Here is a 20,836-nt window from a genome sequence, read left to right as displayed (position 1 = left end):
CCTCGTATAAAAATTACAACTGTCTCAATCGCGCAAACGTCACAAACTCATCACTGGCTTCCATGACTGCATACTCTGGGTTTCTTGCCACGAGTAGGTAAGTTACTTCACCTTGCGCATTTATCTGTTTTTGTACATCGCGTAATAAAAATTGCTCATCGCCAGCGCTATCAAAGCGCTCTATGGCGATGGTGGTATTGGTGATCGAGCCTGCGTTATCGGGTGTGATGCGCTCAAGTAGGAGTAGATCACCGTCTAAAATAGGGTGCTTTCCGCCGTTCATGGAATTGCCGCTGGCGTGCGCCAAGAAGTGTTTTTGTGGGTCGACTTTACCGCAGCCGTCAGGGGCTGGTAGGGTTGTCATATCACTGGTATCGCCCGTTTTAAAATGACCGCACGCGATTTTTAAATTTGGGAAATAGGGCAGCTGAACAATATCGGCTTCATCCGCTGAATTATCGTGAGGTGGGGTACTATCCACTGAGGTTAATTCACCGCCTATTGGGCTGTCGTTTTTACCCTCAACCTCTTGATGACTGGTGCTATTAGCTTGCTGCTGTTCCAATGCGGCTAACTTATCACTTTTACTTTTGAGATAATTAGCTAGTCGATATTGGCTTAGCTCAAGTATGCAGTCATAAAGCTGTGCTACATCTTGCTCATTAACCTCGATGTTGAGCTTAAATAGCGCCTCCTCAATGGGTGTATTTGCACGTTGCTCAACCACAAACCAATGATGCTCTTTGCGCTTGTGCACAGGTTTGGCAATGTCGGTAAATGCATTTATCGGATTGATGAACCAATACTTAAACCAAGCTGCACTGCCTTTGGTTTTACTTTGATCTTTTTTTGCAATGTCTAAAGCACGCAGCTGTGGGTAGTGCATCAACACATCATAACTTTTATCGGACAAAGCCTTTAAACTGGGGGGATTTGAAACCCCGTCCAATACAACAAACGCTTCCAGCAAAATAGCTTTAAAGCATTTAGTCATGGGCGTTTGTTCAATGCCTTTATGTAAGAATGCTTGGAAAGGCTCGAGCCACTTTGAGGTAATGGTTTTGCTGAGCCCTGCGTTTGCTACCAGCTCAAACCAACTGCCCTGCTGTTTGGCTTTTTTAATATCGCCATATTCATGAAAAAACTCGCTAGCACTGGGGCAATGACCGAGTAGTTCGGCAAGATTTTGATAGTCTTCAAGTGCTGTGGTGCGCTGCGCTTTAGCAAGCTTTTGCCAAAAGTCAGTAATGGCCAAATCGTAATTAATAAAACAGCCATCGGGTAATGTGCTGTTCTGCTCATTGTGCTTTAGTTTTGTCGCCAATTCTCTCGGTGAATGTGCGCCAAGCAAGGCATAGGGTTTGTTTAAAAAGCTATGGTGATTACCAATAAAATCCATCACCACTAAATGGGTTTTATCTGAGCATTGCCTGAGCCCTCTGCCAAGCTGCTGCAAAAACAAAATTTTAGACTCGCTGGGTCTGAGCATCATCACGGTATCAATGCTCGGAATATCTGTGCCCTCGTTGAATAAATCAACACTAAATATCACCTGTAACTTGCCCGACTCTAACTGAGCAAGCGCTTCACAACGTTTTATCTTTGAGTCACCGTGTACGGACGCTGCGCAGATCCCCGCCTGATTAAAGTACTCTGCCATATGATCGGCATGCACTCTGGAAATACAAAACGCCAGCGTGCGCGTTTGTGCCAGCTTGTTGTAGTGCTGTAGTGCGTGCTTGGCTCTTTGCTCTGTGGCAAAATGATTATCTAAGCTTTTTGGGTCAAACTTGCCATTTCGCCATGGTATGGCGGTGTAGTCTACGCTTTCATCCCAAATACCGTAGTAATGGAATGGCGCAAGCGTTTCCGCATCGATGCCCTGCACCATGTTACGCTCATACACGAGGTTATTGTCACACAAGCCCAAAATATCCGCTTGGTCGGTGCGCTCTGGTGTCGCGGTTAAGCCCAGCAAAAACTGCGGGGTAAAATACGACAAAACATTGCGGTACATTTTACTGCTCGCATGATGAAATTCATCGATGATGATGTAATCAAAATGCGCCGCCGAGAAGTTTTCTAAATTACTGGCTTTACCGAGTGTTTGAACTGATGCAAACAAGCAATCTGGCTCAGTGTTTTTACACTTCGCGTTGTAAAAACCAACTGTGCAGCCAAGTAGCTGAGTAAAGGTTTTAGCGGCTTGTGTGAGGATCTCGTCACGATGCGCAACAAACAAGGTTTTTTTAGCTTTTACCTGCTGTACATCCAGTGCCGCGAGCCAAGTTTTCCCCATGCCAGTTGCAAGTACCACAAGGCCGCGTTTATAGCCATTGGCTCTGGTTTGAGTGAGTTTTTCTAGTGCAGCTTGTTGCTCGGGCCTCAAGGTGATCACCTCAAATGATTCTTCAGTGGTATCTGTACTCACAGCGCGAAATTCAGGTTTAGCTCTGCGTTTTTGATACGCTTCAATCCACTGTTCAGATAGGTTAGTCACTTGTGGATGATTGAAAACCGCCTCAAACGCCCGCTTAAATTCAAAAAAGGCATCATCGTTGCTGTTTGGTGACATAGGTAAATAGTCATGCCGAAAAGCCCATTCTAGCCCGCTTGTCAGTGCCACCTTGCTAATGTTATTCGAGCCAACAAACGCGCAGCCCTCATATATCTGACCGTCTTCCCCTTTTGTTTTAGTGAAAATGTACGACTTCATATGAAAGCTGTCTTGAGGTTTAGTCTCAAACACCCTGAGCTCTGCCCCCAAACTTTGTAGAGATATAAGCGCTTTTAGTGCCTGCGGACAGGTATACCCTAAATAATCAGAGGTAAGTAGTTTTAGGCTGGTGTCATTATTCAGCGCGGTATACAGGGCATCAAACAGTAAATTAAGCCCTGAACGCTGAATAAAAGAGACTGAAATCTCTATTTCATCAGCGTGCTCGATGGCTTGCAACAGCGCTGGAAGGAGCGGGTCATCCCCTCCGGTATAAAGCTGCTTTTGGGTGTTTTTTTGCAATGTTCTTCCTTGGTTAAAACTATTCACTTAATTAATCCTTCCTAAGTAAACAATTTAACCAAAGTTCGTTTTCTCGCCCGGGCCGCCTATCTTCAGTCACCCATACTTCTATGGCTTCAAGTGAAGGTAGAGCCTCAAGTAACTGAGCTAGACCTTTTTCATCGAGATCTGAAAAGTGCCGCTCGCCGTGCATTCGCTCCCCTTGCCCATGTTTAAATGAGGCATACATGACCCCCTTGGGCTTGAGTGCTTGTTCTAGGTTTTGCATAACGCTTGGTAAGTGGCGATGTGCAACATGCAATAAACTGGCGCACGCCCAAATACCATCGAACTGTTCGATGAGACTGAATGATTCAAAGCGTGTATATTGCACTGGTTGGTTTAGCAGGTTGGCAGCAATTTCAACAAGCTCAAGGCAAGCATCCATCGCGCTTACCTGAAAGCCTTGCTTTTTGAATGCCAATGCATCACGGCCACTGCCACATCCTGCATCGAGAATATGCAGCTGCGAATTGGGTTTATCTTGCAGTGATTGTAAAAAAGGCGTGTAAAGTGGCTGCATATCTACATTCAGAGTAGCATCTGCAAATTCTTGGGCATGTTGACTGTAATAGTGGAAAGTAGACTCGGACATCGCTCACCTTAAAAAATAATACTCTGCGGTGGCACGTATAGACAATGACTGACTTTGATAGGTCCTGCTATACGCGATTCAAAAGTCCTTTAACCGCTTACTTCTAACTAATTGCTATTAACAAATAACTTTGTATTAAATAATTTATAGCTTGCCATCATTTAACACGATTTCCCACACTATTTATAGTGTTTTAGCTCGGATATTCGGGATTTTTTTGAATTTAATGTGACAGGGGCAGCATTTAAAATTTAGAAAACTTTTTAATATAACCTTTTTATTCTGTCGACATCCATTACATGCGGTTACATCTATTTTGTTATTTGCATTTATGGTTTGTTTGATGTGTTGAGTTTTCGGGTGAGAATAACAGATATAAGTCCTGAATAGAGCTCAGAGCGACGTAGGGTTAGAACTGAGTGATAAGTTTTAGACATGTATAACTCCCAACCTCGTCATTGTGGGCTTGCCCCGCAATCCATTCTTTTAAATAACCTGAATGGTTGCCCCTTTTAAAAGAACAACACATGGTTCCTGACGTTCGTCAGGATGACGTAGGGTTAGAACTGAGTGATATGTTTTAGATATATATAGCTCCCAACCTCGTCATTGTGGGCTTGCCCCGCAATCCATTCTTTTAACCAACTTGAATAGTCAGCACTTTGAGTAAACAGAAATAGATCCTGACGTTCGTCAGGATGACGCAGTTTGAGTTCTGTTTAAATCTAAACATCCGTCATTGTGGGCTTGCCCCGCAATCTATTCTTTTGAGCAACCTGAATGGTTGCCCCGCAATCTATTCTTTTGAGCAACCTGAATGGTTGCCCCTTTTAAATGAACAACACATGGTTCCTGACGTTCGTCAGGATGACGGGGTTTGAAACCTGCTTTTAATCTAAACATCCGTCATTGCGGGCTGGCCCCGCAATCCATTCTTTTAAGCAACCTGAATGATTGCCCCTTTTAAATGAACAACACATGGTTCCTGACGTTCGTCAGGATGACTGGGGTTAGAACTGAGTGATAAACTTTAGACATATATAACTCCCAACCTCGTCATTGCGAGCTTGCCCGTTATCCAGTCTTTTAAACAATCTCAATAGTCGGCGCTTTGAATGAAAAGAAAATGGTTCCTGACGTTCGTCAGGATGACGCAGTTTGGGTTCTGTTTAAATCTTAACATCCGTCATTGCGGGCTTGCCCCGCAATCTATTCTTTTAAATACCCTGAATGATTGCCCCTTTTAAATGAACAACACATGGTTCCTGACGTTCGTCAGGATGACGTAGGGTTAGAACTGAGTGATATGTTTTAGATATATATAACTCCCAACCTCGTCATTGTGGGCTTGCACCGCAATCTATTCTTTTAAACAATCTCAATAGTCGGCGCTTTGAATGAAAAGAAAATGGATCCTGACGTTCGTCAGGATGACGTAGGGTTAGAACTGAGTGATATGTTTTAGATATATATAGCTCCCAACCTCGTCATTGCGGGCTTGCCCCGCAATCCATTCTTTTAAATAACCTAAATGATTGGCGATTTAGGTGAACAGAAAATGGATCCTGACGTTCGTCAGGATGACGCAGTTTGGGTTCTGTTTAAATCTTAACATCCGTCATTGTGGGCTTGCCCCGCAATCCATTCTTTTAAGCAACCTGAATGATTGCCCCTTTTAAATGAACAACACATGGTTCCTGACGTTCGTCAGGATGACTGGGGTTAGAACTGAGTGATAAACTTTAGACATACATTACTCCCAACCTCGTCATTGCGGGCTTGCCCCGCAATCCATTCTTTTAAATAACCTAAATGATTGGCGATTTAGGTGAACAGAAAATGGATCCTGACGTTCGTCAGGATGACTGGGGTTAGAACTGAGTGATAAACTTTAGACATATATAGCTCCCAACCTCGTCATTGCGAGCTTGCCCGTTATCCAGTCTTTTAATCAACCTGAATGATTTGCGATTTGGGTGAACAGAAAATGGATCCTGACGTTCGTCAGGATGACGCTGTTTGAAACCTGCTTTCTATCTAAACATCCGTCATTGTGGGCTTGCCCCGCAATCCATTCTTTTAAACAATCTTAATAGCTGGCCCTTTGAATGAACAAAAAGTGGATCCTGACCTTCGTCAGGATGACGTAGGGTTAGAACTGAGTGATAAGTTTTAGATATATAGCTCCCAACCTCGTCATTGTGGGCTTGCCCCGCAATCCATTCTTTTAATCAACCTGAATGTTCGGCCCTTTGAGTGAACAGAAAATGGATCCTGACGTTCGTCAGGATGACGGGGGTTGAAATCGACTTTCGCTCCAAACCCCCGTCATTGCGGGCTTGCCCCGCAATACGTTTACTTTATACAACCCTGTTAATACATAGCTGCACACACTCAACAGAGCTCCATAATCTAATCCCCAATACCACAGCCACACGCACCTACCACCAAAAAAGCCCACAAATGTGGGCTTTGGCTTAACATCTAATTGCCAAATTAGATTAGTCACATGAGATTGTGTTGCCAGACTGGTTATAGCAAATTTTATGTTGGCCTATCTGCCTTTTACATCTGTATGCAACGTTGTTTTTCAAACAGTTAGTGTACGAGCCATAAATGCCATTACTAACGTAAAATGGGACTTGCCATTGGTAGTACGAATAAGGTGTGGTAGATTGATCGCGTAACCAACGGTCAAATACTGCACTTGAAACAATGCCATACAATGCGCTTGGCTTTTTATTATCATCGTAACTGCGCCAACCGTTATTAAAGCCGGTGTAAGAACCGTCCATTTCAACTGCGGCGTCAGCAGCTTCAAAATACGGATTTTCAAAATTCTTTTTCTTACCGACTTTAGAAAGCAAGCCTTGGTAGTCTTTTACCCATGTCGTGCCTTCACAGCTGTTAAGCAATGCCATACCTTTATCATCGCCTTTCCCGCAGGTACCTTCTGGTGCACTGTCGCCTGTCCAAATGTAGTCTCCATTTTTACCACCATGGATTTTGGCATTATAGTTTCTAGAAAGGGCAATTATAACGTCGTTACCACCGCCACCTTCTTGGTTAGAGTTTTCTCCATTAGTGACTAAGATATCATCTCCACCATTGCCCCATGCTTTGTGCCAGCGTTGATTGCTTGGGTTTCCATCACCGTTTTCGAACAGCGCATCATCTCCTTCCCCGCCATAAAGTCGGTCTTCTCGGCCACCGTTACCCGTTAAATAGTCATGGCCATCTTCTCCGTAAAGGATATCGCTCCCAGCACCACCACTCAGCACATCGTGACCATCGCCGCCATACAGTTTATCTGCGCGATCATCATCATCGTTACATGCGGACTGCTCATAAATGTTCGTGCCATTGGCATTTTCAAGTGTACACCCACCACCAATGTAGTCGTTGCCATTACCGCCATAAAGGGAATCAGAACCCTGTCCGCCCATAATCAGGTCGCCGCCATTTTCTCCGGTTATTATGTCGTTGTTATAGGAGCCAAAAAGTGAATCGTGCCCGTCACCGCCGCTGATCCTGTCATTACCGTAACCACCATCTATTTCGTCATTACCACGGTCCCCAATGATAAAATCATTGCCACTGTTTCCAAATATTTTATCGTTGTCGTTACCGCCCCGAATGTAGTCATTTTTTTTACCCGTTGTGATCGTGTCTTTGCCATTACCACCATACACTTTTTGGACAACAGCAATGTCTTTACCATTGTAAGTATCATTACCGCTGTTCAGCGATGCCTGTATCACATCAATTTGGCTTAGATAAAACCTATCACAGCTCGTTTTATTGCCTACTCTTCTACTGACTGTTAAATCATCACCAGATAGGCTCAAAGTAAACTTTTCACTGCTGTTGGTACCGATAATCTTAAGCGTCTCACCATCAATGTATGCCGATGCTCCATCGTCTAAACCACTGCAACCCGCCATCGCATAATTAGATAAACCACACGTCAAAGCTACGCAGAGTATACTTTTTTTAAATATCATTTTATTTCCTCAATAAGATTGATGCGAAGGCATTTTTAATCCTTTATCTGCCCACTCATGAGGAAGCTAAAAAGTAATTAAGTAAGAAAAGTGAAGATGACTCTCCCCAACCCAACTTGGCGCAATTGGTATGTACTTTGGCGGCATTTGCCAATACCAGTTTGCAAAACAGCTTTGCTTTTCGCAAATTGAGACTCACGGTCTCTATGTCATGAAATTTCGCATTTTGAGAAATAATTTCGCCTTTTGGCGTATTTGCAATATGCAAAAAACGCCTTTACATTCGCCATTAAACTGAGTCTAAAATTTTCTTACTTACTGTTTTTTATACGTATAAATTACAAAATAGCTATTTATAGTTAAATTGGAGCTATTCTTGCTTTGATGTTAGTAAATGTAACGACTAGATTGGATTTGCATGACAACACTAGAAGCAAGTAAAACCATCGCGCTACTGGAGAAAAAGCTTCAACGTGCGCTAGCAGGTAAAGCACACGCAGAAGACTTACTCGAGTCCAGAGCTCGAAGCTTATATAAAGCCAATGAAGAGCTGTGTGAAGCTCTTGAGGCGCTCAAAAAGCAAGAGGTGCAACTTATCCAGCAAGAAAAGATGGCATCACTTGGTCAACTTTCAGCGGGTATTGCTCATGAACTCAACACCCCTACTGGCTATGCCAAGTCAAATATTGAGACGCTTAAAATGTATCTCATTACTTTGCTGGCGTATCAGGACGATCTTGAAAAAATGGCGCCTGATGAGCAAGCAATGTTAGCACTCAAATCAAGTTACGACGTGGCCATTATTCAAGATGATATACCAGACTTGATGGATGAATCCTTGTGCGGCCTGAATAAAATCGCATCTATCGTCACTGAGCTGCGTAACTACACACACATCGACAATGAAGAAATGGTGCCTGAAGATCTCAACCTAGTCCTTGATCAAGCCATCAACTTAGCACAGAGCAGCTTTAAACATCACGCGACATTAAACACCCAGCTGGGTAAGTTGCCCAAACTTGTATGCAGCGGTAACAAATTGTGCCAGGTGTTTTTAAACTTATTAATCAATGCCGGTCAAGCAATTGAGAAACTTGGAAAAATTGATATAACTAGCAGCTTTGACGAGCGTAATATTTACGTCACTATCGCCGATGACGGCATGGGGATCTCAGCACAAAATTTACGTAATATATTTGACCCATTTTTTACCACTAAACCGGTCGGAAAAGGCACCGGATTGGGCCTCTCGATTTCTTACAAAATTATTCAGCAACACAAAGGCAAAATCGACGTTGAAAGTAAAGAAGGTAAAGGTACGCGCTTTACCATTAGTCTGCCATTCAAGCCGGAGTTTGCATAATGAAAGGCCATATTTTTATGTTACTTGAAGAGTTTGTCACTGAAGTCGCCGGTGAAGAGGTGTTATACGACGCTTTCGAAGCTTGCTCATTTGATACCAACACCGCCTTTGTGCGAACAGAGAATTACCCTGACGAGCACCTTATTGAACTGGTTGATATCGTAATTAAAAAGATAGACATAACACTCGCACAAGCACACTTCAGTTTTGGTAAATGGCTTTACCCAAGACTATCGGGGTTACTACCTAAGCACTTCACCGATTACACACACCCCGCGTATGTATTGCAACAGCTGGATGACTTACACCATATCGAACTGAAAAAGCTCTACCCAGATGCGCTGCCACCAAAGTTTCAATACAACACTTTGTCCTTATTTGAAGCGCAGCTTGTTTACACTTCATCACGAAGAATGTTTGACTTAGTTGAAGGGGTGCTGGCGGGTATGGCCGAATACTACGGCGTACAAATTACCGTTACTAAACAGCTAAACTGGCAAGGCGATCCCAATTGTGCCAAGTACTCCATCGCTTATGCCAATGGCGTTGAACTATAAAACAATGAGCCACCTATTGTGCCACCTTTTTATTTACACGCTGTTTGTAGTCGGCGTGAAGTTGTGTCGCAATGAAAGAAAATATAATAACTGGATACAATACTTGGCTAATGCAAGCCACGAGTCTATGCCAAGGTCTAAACACCTCTATATCTAAATAACCTCTCAGTACCAGCTGAATCAAGGTCGTCGTGGAGATCGGTAACAGTACATAAACTATCGCACGAGAATATCGAGAAAAACTACAGCCTCTAAGAGAGTGTAATGCCACAACAGACACGATAAATATACCGATAGAGAATAACCTCGAAAAGTAAAATAACCGCCGACGTACTACGTAATCCAAATCTAAAGCGACAATTGCATATTGCAGTATGTGGTCGATTAACTGCATGACAAACAAGGTCACAATTGTGATATGCCAAGACACCAAATCCCTATCAGCGGGATTGTCTAGCTTATGTCTCCTATCACAAAAGAACCCATAACCTCGCCTATTCGTTATGTACAGTGTGTATAAAAAAGCAATAAATAACGACGCTTGCAAGCCCTTATACAGAACTCCCGACACTATCAAAAAATCTACAATTTGATCCATCTTTGAACACTTTGAATGTAAATGACTACTTTAGATGTAATACCGTTAAACACAGAAAGTTTGGCTCTATCGTTGTTTCTCATGTCAAAAAACAAAGCAACAGCACCCTTTCATACATAGCTTAAGAACAACCCTACGAGTTCTATAAATTCGAACTCCCTACACACTCCATTGTTTTAATTTATATTTACATAACTCGCTTTTTGTACATTTGATATATCTCACTAACTGGGTTTGACAGCACAACGACAGACAGCGTCGAGCACTGAACAATTGCAAGCCAACGATACAAAGGCACTAACGCTTCATTTTCTAAGTATCCACGTAAAATAAGTTGTAAAAAGAAGATCGAAACAACAGGTATAGATATGTAGAAAGCAACTCTAGTAGCAGGTGAAAAAGCACACTGCCTTAATGAGTGCAGAGAATAGACAGACACTAAGAACATCAACACTGCACAGATCCTTAAGAAGTAAAAAAGCTTTCTTCTCAATAAGTAATCAAGATCCGCCGCAATAATTGTGTTCGTGATCTGTTCATCTATAAGTATATAAATAAAAAGACAAAAGAATGTAATCCAAAAAGATACAAAACACTGTTCTTGTTCTGTTTTTAACTCAAACCGTTTATCATAAATTCGAGCAACACGCTGCCCCTTGGCGGTAACAACGAAATATATCAAAACAAGTACTAAACAAACTTGATATCCTCTGAAAATAATAGTATTCAATTCTGCTATTTCAATTGGTAGCGACACAAAAATACTCTCAATGGTTCACTGGGCTTAAAAAATGCACTCTCTCGACGAGGTAAGTTGTTCGCATAACATAACACTTACCTCTTAAATATACTTTGACCTGCTACACATACCGACTTGACATTTTCTAATGTCCATAATCGCGATGAACGACAAGCGGCGTTTTAGAAAAAATACAAATAATGTAAAAACCTGCACAAAATACACTAACCCTTTCAATGATACAACTGAGTATTTTAGTCAAAACATTTGGAATATTTAATTTAACACTGAATAAATAGTAAATTCAAAAATCATCTCGGTAATCAGTTCAATTATAAAATGATGTTTATACCTTAACTTACAGCAAGGTCAAAAGATATGTACTAACTCGACCGTATTTAACAACCAAAGTAATTTAGTGCAATGAACTTATTGAAGTACGCACTTATGCTCGCTTCAAACTTATTCTTTGTAGCTGCCACAAACGGTGTAAAGGAAAAGCATTAAGCGCCACCATAAGAAGTACGTAATGTAAAACACCATAAAAACGATATACAGGAATGAACGTATTGATGTCTAAATACCCCCTCAAATAAAGTTCAATAAAGCTGATGGTCATTGTTGGAATGATGACATAAATACAGTACCTAGCCGTCGTTGAAAATGGGCAGTCGCGCAGAGTATGTAAGGTATAAATGCACAAAATACTTGTAAAGCTAAAGCACATTTTCAAGAAATAAAAAAGCCTTCTTCTTACGGTTTGATCAATATCCGCATCGAGAAGCGCGTCATTCACAGGTTGATCCGTAAAGTGCAAAATTGATATAACGCAGAACGTGATACACCAAGAGACAAACTGCTTATCAAAGTCACTTTTTAGCTGATATCTTTTATCATAAAGTTTCTTAAAACCATTGCAATTAACTTCATATAGAAAATACAGCAGAGTAAAGAACAGTGATATTTGAAACCCTTTAAAAGCAATAACATTTAACAGCACAGAATCAGTTGAATATGTCAAATATTAGCTCTCTATAATTATGCACATTAACTTTTTAGCATATTAACAATATCTAAATAGTTAACTTTATTGCAATACTCTACTGTATTTACCCTACCTTATCTAGATTTTCGCTTAGTTTGTTTATACTGTTTTTAATCAGCTTATGCTGCGATTAACTCAAAGATAATCTAATGCTTAACAATCTTAAGATTATGTGACAAAGTAACAAAAGCCATCAGCACACTTGTTTAAGGATTAAATATGTTGGATATCGGGCAAGTTACTAAAAAAACAGGGGTTAATGCGTCAGCATTGCGGTATTACGAAGCAAAAGGACTCATAAAACCAGCTGGTAGGCATGGTTTGAGAAGATATTATTCGGATGACATCATCGATCAGCTCTCAATTATTTCTCTTGGCCAAATAGCAGGTTTTTCCTTAGACGAAATTGCCTCATTTTTTAATGGTAAAAATATTGAAATTGACAGACAGATGTTGCTTGACAAAGCACAAGATATTTCAAATAAAATCATTCAATTACAAGCTATTGAAGCAGAACTGGTGAAAGTTGCGAGCTGCCCAAATTCAAATCACTTAGATTGCAGCAATTTTAATGAGTTAATGAGAAATGCATTTAACGCTCCCAAAAAACTTATTAATAATTAAAGTGCTGAAAACTTAATTGTGAGGAGGAAGTTTGGCAGGTTAAAAAGTCACATCCATGTGACTCTGCTTGCTTGGAAGGTATTAAAAGCCGCAAAGCTTTAATACCTTCCAATAATAATCACAAAATATGCAAAAAAAATGGAGATGACAAATCACTATAATAAAATAAAGTGATGCATGATTATAAAATAACCATGCGTATTATCGAATAACTATACTCTTAAGCTTTTTAATTTAGCCATAATCGAGGGTGTGCTTTTTCTTTGCATTAACCAGTAACAGCTCGGTACAAAGAAGAATGATAAAACTGTGGTTAGTACGGTTCCGCCCGCAATCGCTATCGCAAATGGCGGCCAAAAGCTACCGCCAGCTAATATAAGAGGTAAAAAACCACCGACAGTTGTGATTGTGGTCGATGTAATATGCCGAGCACAGGTCATCACCCCAGTTACAATTTCTTCAACGGTGCTGGCCTCACTAGCTCTGAGCTCAGATAAAATCACGATGGCAGCGTTAATGGCTAAGCCCATTAAGCCAAGCAAACCAATTATTACAGTAAAGCCAAATGGGTGACCCGCAATATAGACACTTAAAATACCCAACATAGCTGACTGAAACGCCGTGATCAGTATCAGCCCAGTTGTTGTAAACGAGTTAAATGTAAGCACCAATACCGTGATCAATAACACAAAAATAACGCCAACTTTGCCTAACAAACTGCCCACAGCTTGGTCTCGCTGCTGAGACTCACCACCAATTTCCAAGCGGTAACCTACAGGCAATGTAAATTGCTCTTTCTCTAATTGAACTTGCAAATCTTTCAGCACTTTAGCTGGTAAAACATCAGTCAGTAAAAATGCTTCAACAACATTCAGCCGCTCACCATTACGTCGGTGGATGGTGCTTTGCTCCGGCACAATACGACTGGTCGCAAAAGCCGATAACAACAATGGCTGACTGCCCATGACTTCGACATTAGCAAGCCCATCAAGTCCGTCACGATATTGGTTATCAAACCTTAGATTAACAGGTACAGTCTCTGTGTCTTCTAAAACACTGGCAACCGTCACGCCTTGTGACTGAGCTTGAAGCTGAGCAGCAACGCGCTGAGCCTGCGCTCCAGCGTGAGTTAATTGTGACTCATATGCCAACAGCTCGACTTTTGCAGCGCCTGATTGCAGCGTTGTGCGCGTATGCGTTACCTCTGGATGCGCTATCACAGTTTGCTTTATGCGCTGACCTAATTCAGCCAAGTTATCTAAATCTGGCCCAAATATTCGAATTTCAATCGGCGCATTGAAAGGCGGTCCCTGCTCTAGCTTTCTAACCAGGGTTTGTGCTTCTGGGAAAGCGCGATCAAGTTCGCCCTGCAAGGTTCTAATTAACGTATTTGCACGCTCAAAGTCAGTTACTTTGACCATGGCTTGTGCATAATTTCGCGCCCCCTTATCTCTTTGCATTAGGTTGTAATAAAAGATGGGGATATTTCGCCCTACCATCCAGTCCAAACGCTCAATACCCTCGTGCTTTAAAATGTGGGCATCCATACGTTTAACGAGCGCTTTTGTGGCGTGAATACTGGCGTTGTCTGATAAACGCACTTCAATATGAAACATGTCACGGTCTGCAGGTGGGAAAAACTGCTCTGTTAACTGTCCTGCGGATATAAAACCAAGTACAGGCAGTACCATGACACATAATGCGGTCACTAAAGGTCTTTTCAAAGAGCGGCTAAGGAGCTGTTCAAATACATTGCTCAGTGTTTTCAGTCGGATCCCTTGAGTCAAAAAACCAGCTGATTTTTGTTCAGCTGGTTGGACATATTTGCCCGCAAAAACGGCAATAAGCGTGTGTGAAATAAGGTACGACCCCACCAATGCAAAAATAACACTCAGTGCAATCCCACCCACAAATTCACCAGATGGTCCTGGCATCAATACGATGGGCATAAACGCCAAAATCGTGGTTAACGTTGAGCTTAATAATGGCAACCAAAAATGATTGACCGCTTTTGATACTGCGTTAAGTACCGCCATGCCTTGCTGACGATAACGTTGAATCGCATCGGTAATAACAATGGCATTGTCGACCATAATACCCAGCGCAACGACCAAACCCGTTACTGAAATCTGATGAATAGGTAAACCGTAGATATTCATGCAAGCGAGTGTAAACATCACCGTCAATGGCAGCGCCAAGCCCACAATAATTGCGGCTCTTAAACCTAATGTGACAAACAACACGCCAAGGATCAGTGCAAAGCCTAGTAAAATATTATCCAGTAAGCTGCCTAACCTATCTTCGGTATACCCTTTTTGGTCAAACAAACTGAGCAATTGAATATTATTGGGTAATGTGAGTTTAAACGCTTCTAATAGCTCATCTATTTGATTAGAGAATTTATCGATACGGACATCAGGTAGCATGCGAATACCCAAGTAAGCACCTGGCATTCCGTCAACCCAAGCAATCTCTTGCTGGGGCTCTACCAACATACGCTCTACTTTAGCAATGTCACTTAATTGAATTTGGCCATAACGGCTATCACTTTGAATGGGGATCGCTTTGATGCGACTAATCGACTTAAACTCGCCGCTAAGCTCAACCTGCATTTGAATTTGGGAATTGCTGATCATCCCAGCCGAAACCTTGGCATCTGCATTTTTAACCGCTAGCGCAACTTGTTCAAACGACAGACCAGCTAACTTCAGTTTTGCAGGGTCTAGCGTGACTCTAACCTCTTCGTTGGCAACACCAAATAAGTGAACAACCTCAACACCACTTTGATTACGCAACTGATTACGCAATTCTTTGGTATAGCGATTTACCGCTACCTGCTTTGCTTGCTGTAGAGACAGAGATTCTGTCTCATCTGGTTCAATGGTCAGTGCCACTATTTTGGTATACGCATAACCTCTGTCATCCTCTAGCAATGGAGACGATGCATCCTCTGGCAATTCTATTTGCACATCTGCCAGCAAGTCCCTCATCCGTGACCAGACGGGCGTGCTATCTGTTACAGCATCTTCCAGTTCGATACTTAATACACTGATCCCCGCTCGTGACATGGCAATGAGGTTTTTGATTTCAGACTGCTGCTTTAATTTTTGCTCTATTTTCTCGGTAACCTGCGCTTCGACACGCGCAGCAGACGCGCCCGGTAAGTAGGTGGTTACGAATGCAAAGCGATTAATAATACGGGGATCTTCAGTACGAGGTAAGCTGCTTAACGCAGCAAAGCCAGACACTAACAGCAATGCTATCAGTAAGACTTGAAAACGAGCATTATTCAGCAAAAATGCAATCATTGTTGCTCACCTCGAGTGGCAACAGATTGGACAATATCGACTTTAATATTGGCTGCAACCTTATGGGTGCCATTTGCTAAAATCTCAGTGCCGTTGACTAAATCACCATCGATATAAGCATATTGACCATCGCTATGAAGCACTTCAACTGCCGTTGGTTGAAGATGTCCTTGCTCAATTTGGTATATTTGCCATGTGCCACGCGTACCATTTGTTAGCGCACTGATTGGAACCCAATACCCTTTTTTCTTTTGTTTTTTGGCTATCGTCATGGCCGCCATTTGGCCGGAAAAAACCATCGCATCTTCAGGCAGAGAAAATCGCAACTGTACTGTACGAGAGACGGGGTCTAGGTTGGTCCCATCAGAGCGCTTTTGAGCCTGATAAACGGTACCTCCAACCGTAATTGGCATGGTATTTTGAATGTCAGATAATAAGCCTTGAGGCACACCGATGCGTATTTCTGAGTTACCTTGTTCAAGCACACGCAATGCCACTTTACCAGGCCCTACAACTTCCCCAATTGATACTTCACGTGCAGCGATTACACCATCAAAAGGCGCTTTAAGATTTGCTTTGCCCAGTCTCACGTCCATGCCTTGTAACTTTACATTCAGTACTTGAAGCTCGGCTTTCAACACCGAAATTTGCGAACGATTTTGATCTAACTGCTGCTGTGCTGAATAATTCGACTTACTTAACTTCAATAAACGTTCACTGTCTTGCTCAGCAAGTTTCAATTGCGCTTTTACTTTGTCTAGATTTGCTAATAATTCGAGTTTTTCAATTTCGAGGAGCTGAGTATCTTGTTTCGCTAACAACTGGCCTTTTTTAACCGCATCACCTTGGTCAGCGTAAAGGGACTCTAATACACCACTAAACTCAAAACCAATTTCTGCTTCTTGGTGTTTGACAACTTGCCCTGTTACTTGACGAAATTGATAAAACCCCGTCGCTTGCTGAACACTATAGGCCGCTACAGGCAGGCCTTTACTCTGCACTTCATCTGTAGCCAATGCCAAATGCGTGTTCACTAACAACATTAAGCTCCATAAAACTCTCATAATAGATCCTTGCGAATTACTTTACTTTTTATACTTGCCGAATCAGCCTTGAGTTTAGTGCATTGTGTCAAAAACATGTCAAACTCCAGTATAAAGCTTTTAAATACATAGAGCGGGATATAAAACCCGCTCAAAAAATATGTGGCACAACCAAAATTAGAATAAATAGACTAAACCAACCCTCATTGTACCCCTGTTTGATTTTTATACTAGATGTACTGATGATATTTCATTATTAATTTGGCTTTGATACTTGTTTATCCACGTAGTGTGTGCTTTTAGTTCCTAATGCGCGAAGTACCCAACACCAATTAATGAGCGGCAGCGTTTCATTTAACTCGCGCAGCTGTGCTTTTTGTGGATAAGAATAATAGCTGCTCTGTTGTGCTTGAACTGATGCATTGACCTGTTGGTTTTGCAAAATTTCTAGCACTTGCGTATACAAAGCTGGAAAATGGTTACTCACTTTCCTATCAATTTCCAATAAGCACTTTGCATTACTCACCTTAATCGCACTTTGAGCAATGACAGGTCCCGAGTCAATTTCTTTATTTTCAACCCAATGTGCCGAAATCCCGTAGTTTTGCTCGTTGTAGAGGTAGCTAAACATGATTGGGAATAAGCCCCGACATTTTGGCAAATAAGCTGGATGAAAGTTAACAACGCCATTGCTAGGAACATCTATGATTTCATCATGTAAAATTTGATCAAAGTAATAAATACTCAATAGGTCGATTTGCTGATCTTTTAGCAACTGAACGACTGAAGCATCATTTATGTCTTCCACTTTGATATAAGTAATACCAAGTTCATTGCAGCGCTGTTCAATACTGGGCAGCACATCCATACCTATCAGTTTTAAAAGAGGCCGGATCACAGATAAAAATACCATTTTTGCAAACAGATACTCTGTAAAACCATATCCTCTAAAACGCATATTTTTATACGCTTGAGCTATAAAACCGCCATTTTTCTTTGAATAAGGGTCACTGGTGATAACCAACTTGATCTCATCCTTGTGCGCCTCTAAAACCTGCAGGATAGCTGGCTGTGTCGCCAAGTTTTCAATATTGCACAGCGCTACACGCATTACACCATCTCCAGCTCTTGTCCATCAAAATAGTTGTTCAGCGGTGCATACATTGCATGCTTTGCTGGTGGATGAAAATTAAACGCATGGATGACCTGTGCAATCGTTGCAAAATATCCATTGTTAATGTAATTAATTCCTCCAACCAAGCTCAAGGTACTTTGAGTGACCTCTGCAAGCACTTCTTGCAAGTGATAGCGCACACTTAATACTTGTGCCAACGTGTCTTGAGTTTGGCTCTCCATGTCGCCTGCGATGGCTTTAAGTGACAATGCGCACGCCTCTAATTGAACATGTACTTGTGCTTTATCCGCACCTTGCAACCTACCCAATTCACATGCCTGCGCTACAAGACCACTCACCATACCCAGATAAGATGCGCAAGTAATTAATTCAAACCAGACAAAGCCTGCAACATGAGACTGGTATGCAGACTTCTCATCGACATTGACCAGCATTGATTTTGGTACAAATACGTTTTCTAGCACCACAGCTTCGCTTTGACTCGCTTGCAAAAACGGCGCTTGCCAGAATTTTTCAACCGTAATGCCCTCGCATGCTTTATGGATCATTGCGACCGCAAAGTAAGGCTCACCATCTTTGGGCTCTACTTGAACACTGGCCGTCAACAAATCCATGCAATGCGCTAAGCTGCATGGTTTCTTCACACCTGATATGACGTAGCCTTTGTCGACTTCTTTAGCGATGATTGAGCTCTTTAAAATACTTTTACCAATTTGCCCTTCACTAAATGCAGAAGAAACAAGTAAGTTTGAGCGCGAAATCCCCTCTAACATCAGAGACTCAAGACCATTTCCGACTTTTGCCATTTCTTGCAAGGTTGCAATAGAAAACTGATGCATGCCAACAGCGATAGCCAATGACGGTGACGCTGCACCTATGGCCATTTGCAATTGTACGGCCTGCCACGCATTCAAGCCTTTGCCTCCATACTTTTGCTTCACTAAAGTCGGGGCGCCACCCGTATCTCGAAAAATAGTGATAGCTTGGCTTTGCTCGCTTTCTAGTTCATCAAAAGACGTCTCTTTAAGATACTGCGCTAACTCGGGTAAGGTGCCGCGCAGCAAATGCTGCGCTTTTTGAAATGTGCTCATGCAACAGCCTCTTGCTGAGATACAAATAATTCATTTAGCATCTGTTCAACATTTTGCTTAATCGCAGACTCGGCAATTGGCTCTAGAATATCGGCAAGTGTCGGGATCCCCATGCAAAAACACGCATCAAATGTCACCGTACATTCATTGTCTGACACAGACTCAATGACCCAAACTCCCTCGAAAATATCTGCATCACCTTCAATTTGCGTAAATTCAATTTTGAGGGCCTCTTTGTTGAAAATATCACGCTCACGCCAAGACATTTTGCCATCATGAAAATGGACCAACCATGTTGACTCTGACTCACGTTCGTTAATTTCAGTGACATCGACTGCAATCACAGCCTGACAGTGACTTTCGAACGACTTGAAATCAGCAATTTTTTCAAATGCTTGCTCTGCAGAAGCACTAACTGTTTGGGTATATTTTACGTCTCTCATGGTATTTCCTTAAATCTTGTCTATTGCGTTTTCAAACGCGGTATATAACTGTGCTAACTGGTCATCAGTTAAAAAGGCACTCGGTGTTAATCGCACAGTTGACGCATTACTGAGTGAATGGCTGGTAAGGATTTGTTGATTTAATAACGACAAAGTCAACTGACCTGCCCGAGCTGGTGTACCAACGTCAATGCCGATCAACAGGCCCTCGCCACGTATGATAATTGGCTGAGGTGCCCCTTCATTGTGTGTTTTGACAATCTCATTCAATTTGCCAACAATCTCTTTGCCTAGATAGGCTGCACGTTCAGCTATATTTTGTGATGTTAAAATATCTATGGTCGCTTCAGCGGCACTCAGTGCAATAGGCGAGCCGCCAAATGTGCTCGAATGCAACATAAAGTCAGTGTTTAAAGGTGCAAATGCCGCTTCAGTTGCAACCACCGCGGCACAGGGTATTACGCCACCACTGAGCCCTTTTCCGACTAACATCACATCAGGGACAATGTTATGCTTATCGATTGCCCACATGGTGCCAGTGCGTGCCAGCCCTGATTGGATCTCATCACAAATAAAAAGTCCCTTTGACTGCTCGCATAAATGCTTGGCGGTATGCAAAAATTCATAGCTCAGGGCGTAAACACCGCCCTCACCTTGGACAGGCTCAGCGATAAAAGCGACTGGCTCTTTATATCTTGCAAATACGGCTTTTAAGGTCTCAACATTGTTACGCTCAACAAACTCGACATTATCAAACAAAGGCGTAAATGGCGTGCGGAATTCATCACGATGCGTAACGGATAAAGCACCTAGTGACTTACCGTGATAACTGCCAGTTACGGCAATAATATGTTTACAGCCATTGGCTCTGGCAAGCTTCAAGCCCAGCTCTGTCGACTCCGCACCTGAATTAGTAAAAAAAGCATATTGAATTGCATCTGGGCATATATCAACGAGCTTTTTACTGGCAGTAGCAAGGTTGGGGCTCACCAGCGTGCGCGAACTCATTGGCATAATATCCAGTTGAGCCTTTACCGCAGCCACGACTTGTGGGTGCTTATGACCTAAAATAAATACACCAAACCCACCGAAATCTAAGTAGGTTTTACCATTCTCATCCACAATTTCTGCGGTTTGAGCACTGTGCTCAATGGGTAAATTCATCATGCTAGATAACCGTGCTTTTGAACGGTTACTATGGGCCTTGAGTAGCTCGAGTGTTTCCTCTCTCAC

General features: G+C 42.2%; 15 protein-coding genes. 3 read left to right on the top strand and 12 right to left on the bottom strand.

From position 1 onward, the window contains the following. Positions 1–13 precede the first annotated feature (13 nt). The 3 genes from S4054249_RS21440 to S4054249_RS21430 form a co-directional block, all read right to left on the bottom strand. Positions 14–3,046 carry a DEAD/DEAH box helicase family protein gene (locus S4054249_RS21440; RefSeq protein WP_046354162.1) on the bottom strand — a complete coding sequence of 1,011 codons (3,033 nt, stop codon included), beginning with the start codon at positions 3,044–3,046 and terminating at the stop codon, positions 14–16. A 4-nt stretch (positions 3,047–3,050) separates the two neighbouring features. Continuing rightward, positions 3,051–3,653: a class I SAM-dependent methyltransferase gene (locus tag S4054249_RS21435; RefSeq protein WP_046354163.1), complete on the bottom strand. Its 603-nt coding sequence runs from the start codon at positions 3,651–3,653 to the stop codon at positions 3,051–3,053. Between the two features lie 2,501 nt (positions 3,654–6,154). Beyond that, complete coding sequence (locus S4054249_RS21430; RefSeq protein ID WP_046357411.1) at positions 6,155–7,657, bottom strand: calcium-binding protein; 1,503 nt, start codon at positions 7,655–7,657, stop codon at positions 6,155–6,157. A gap of 418 nt (positions 7,658–8,075) precedes the next feature. On the opposite strand from S4054249_RS21430, the gene S4054249_RS21420 reads away from it, so the two are divergent. Beyond that, entirely contained in the window at positions 8,076–9,020 is a 945-nt protein-coding gene (locus S4054249_RS21420) for a sensor histidine kinase (protein ID WP_052961070.1), read from the top strand. Then, positions 9,020–9,577 carry a heme NO-binding domain-containing protein gene (locus tag S4054249_RS21415; RefSeq protein ID WP_046357409.1) on the top strand — a complete coding sequence of 186 codons (558 nt, stop codon included), beginning with the start codon at positions 9,020–9,022 and terminating at the stop codon, positions 9,575–9,577. Before S4054249_RS21420 ends, S4054249_RS21415 begins: the two co-directional genes overlap by 1 nt. Positions 9,578–9,590: 13 nt before the next feature. Here S4054249_RS21415 and S4054249_RS21410 read toward each other — a convergent pair whose 3' ends face one another. From S4054249_RS21410 to S4054249_RS26395, 3 genes are all read right to left on the bottom strand, one after another. Continuing rightward, positions 9,591–10,175: a hypothetical protein gene (locus tag S4054249_RS21410; RefSeq protein WP_046357408.1), complete on the bottom strand. Its 585-nt coding sequence runs from the start codon at positions 10,173–10,175 to the stop codon at positions 9,591–9,593. A 187-nt stretch (positions 10,176–10,362) separates the two neighbouring features. Then, on the bottom strand, positions 10,363–10,932 hold the full coding sequence (locus S4054249_RS21405; RefSeq protein WP_046357407.1) for a hypothetical protein: 570 nt from the start codon (positions 10,930–10,932) through the stop codon (positions 10,363–10,365). A 427-nt stretch (positions 10,933–11,359) separates the two neighbouring features. Beyond that, positions 11,360–11,710 carry a hypothetical protein gene (locus tag S4054249_RS26395; RefSeq protein ID WP_145925106.1) on the bottom strand — a complete coding sequence of 117 codons (351 nt, stop codon included), beginning with the start codon at positions 11,708–11,710 and terminating at the stop codon, positions 11,360–11,362. 468 nt (positions 11,711–12,178) lie between these two features. Here S4054249_RS26395 and S4054249_RS27245 point away from each other — a divergent pair, with 468 nt between their 5' ends. Next, a complete protein-coding gene (locus tag S4054249_RS27245; protein ID WP_249023405.1) occupies positions 12,179–12,583 on the top strand; it encodes a helix-turn-helix domain-containing protein in 405 nt (134 codons plus the stop codon). A 212-nt stretch (positions 12,584–12,795) separates the two neighbouring features. Here the strand turns inward: S4054249_RS27245 and S4054249_RS21390 are convergent, their stop codons facing one another. From S4054249_RS21390 to S4054249_RS21365, 6 genes are all read right to left on the bottom strand, one after another. Continuing rightward, entirely contained in the window at positions 12,796–15,891 is a 3,096-nt protein-coding gene (locus S4054249_RS21390; protein ID WP_046357405.1) for an efflux RND transporter permease subunit, read from the bottom strand. Further along, positions 15,888–16,955 (bottom strand): efflux RND transporter periplasmic adaptor subunit, encoded by a 1,068-nt coding sequence (locus tag S4054249_RS21385; protein WP_046357404.1) that lies wholly within the window; start codon positions 16,953–16,955, stop codon positions 15,888–15,890. The genes S4054249_RS21390 and S4054249_RS21385 overlap by 4 nt, the downstream gene beginning before the upstream one ends. A 235-nt stretch (positions 16,956–17,190) precedes the next feature. Beyond that, positions 17,191–18,045, bottom strand: coding sequence for a formyltransferase family protein (locus S4054249_RS21380; RefSeq protein WP_046357403.1), 855 nt, complete (start codon positions 18,043–18,045; stop codon positions 17,191–17,193). Beyond that, a complete protein-coding gene (locus S4054249_RS21375) occupies positions 18,045–19,160 on the bottom strand; it encodes an acyl-CoA dehydrogenase family protein (RefSeq protein WP_052961069.1) in 1,116 nt (371 codons plus the stop codon). The genes S4054249_RS21380 and S4054249_RS21375 overlap by 1 nt, the downstream gene beginning before the upstream one ends. Next, the gene (locus tag S4054249_RS21370; protein WP_046357402.1) at positions 19,157–19,603 is read right to left on the bottom strand and encodes a type II toxin-antitoxin system RatA family toxin; all 447 of its coding nucleotides are present in this window, start codon (positions 19,601–19,603) and stop codon (positions 19,157–19,159) included. Before S4054249_RS21370 ends, S4054249_RS21375 begins: the two co-directional genes overlap by 4 nt. 9 nt (positions 19,604–19,612) lie before the next feature. Then, a complete protein-coding gene (locus S4054249_RS21365) occupies positions 19,613–20,836 on the bottom strand; it encodes an aspartate aminotransferase family protein (RefSeq protein WP_052961068.1) in 1,224 nt (407 codons plus the stop codon).

It is taken from the genome of Pseudoalteromonas luteoviolacea (assembly GCF_001750165.1).
Classification (GTDB): domain Bacteria; phylum Pseudomonadota; class Gammaproteobacteria; order Enterobacterales; family Alteromonadaceae; genus Pseudoalteromonas; species Pseudoalteromonas luteoviolacea_G.
This window is presented reverse-complemented; position numbering and strand designations above follow the sequence as displayed.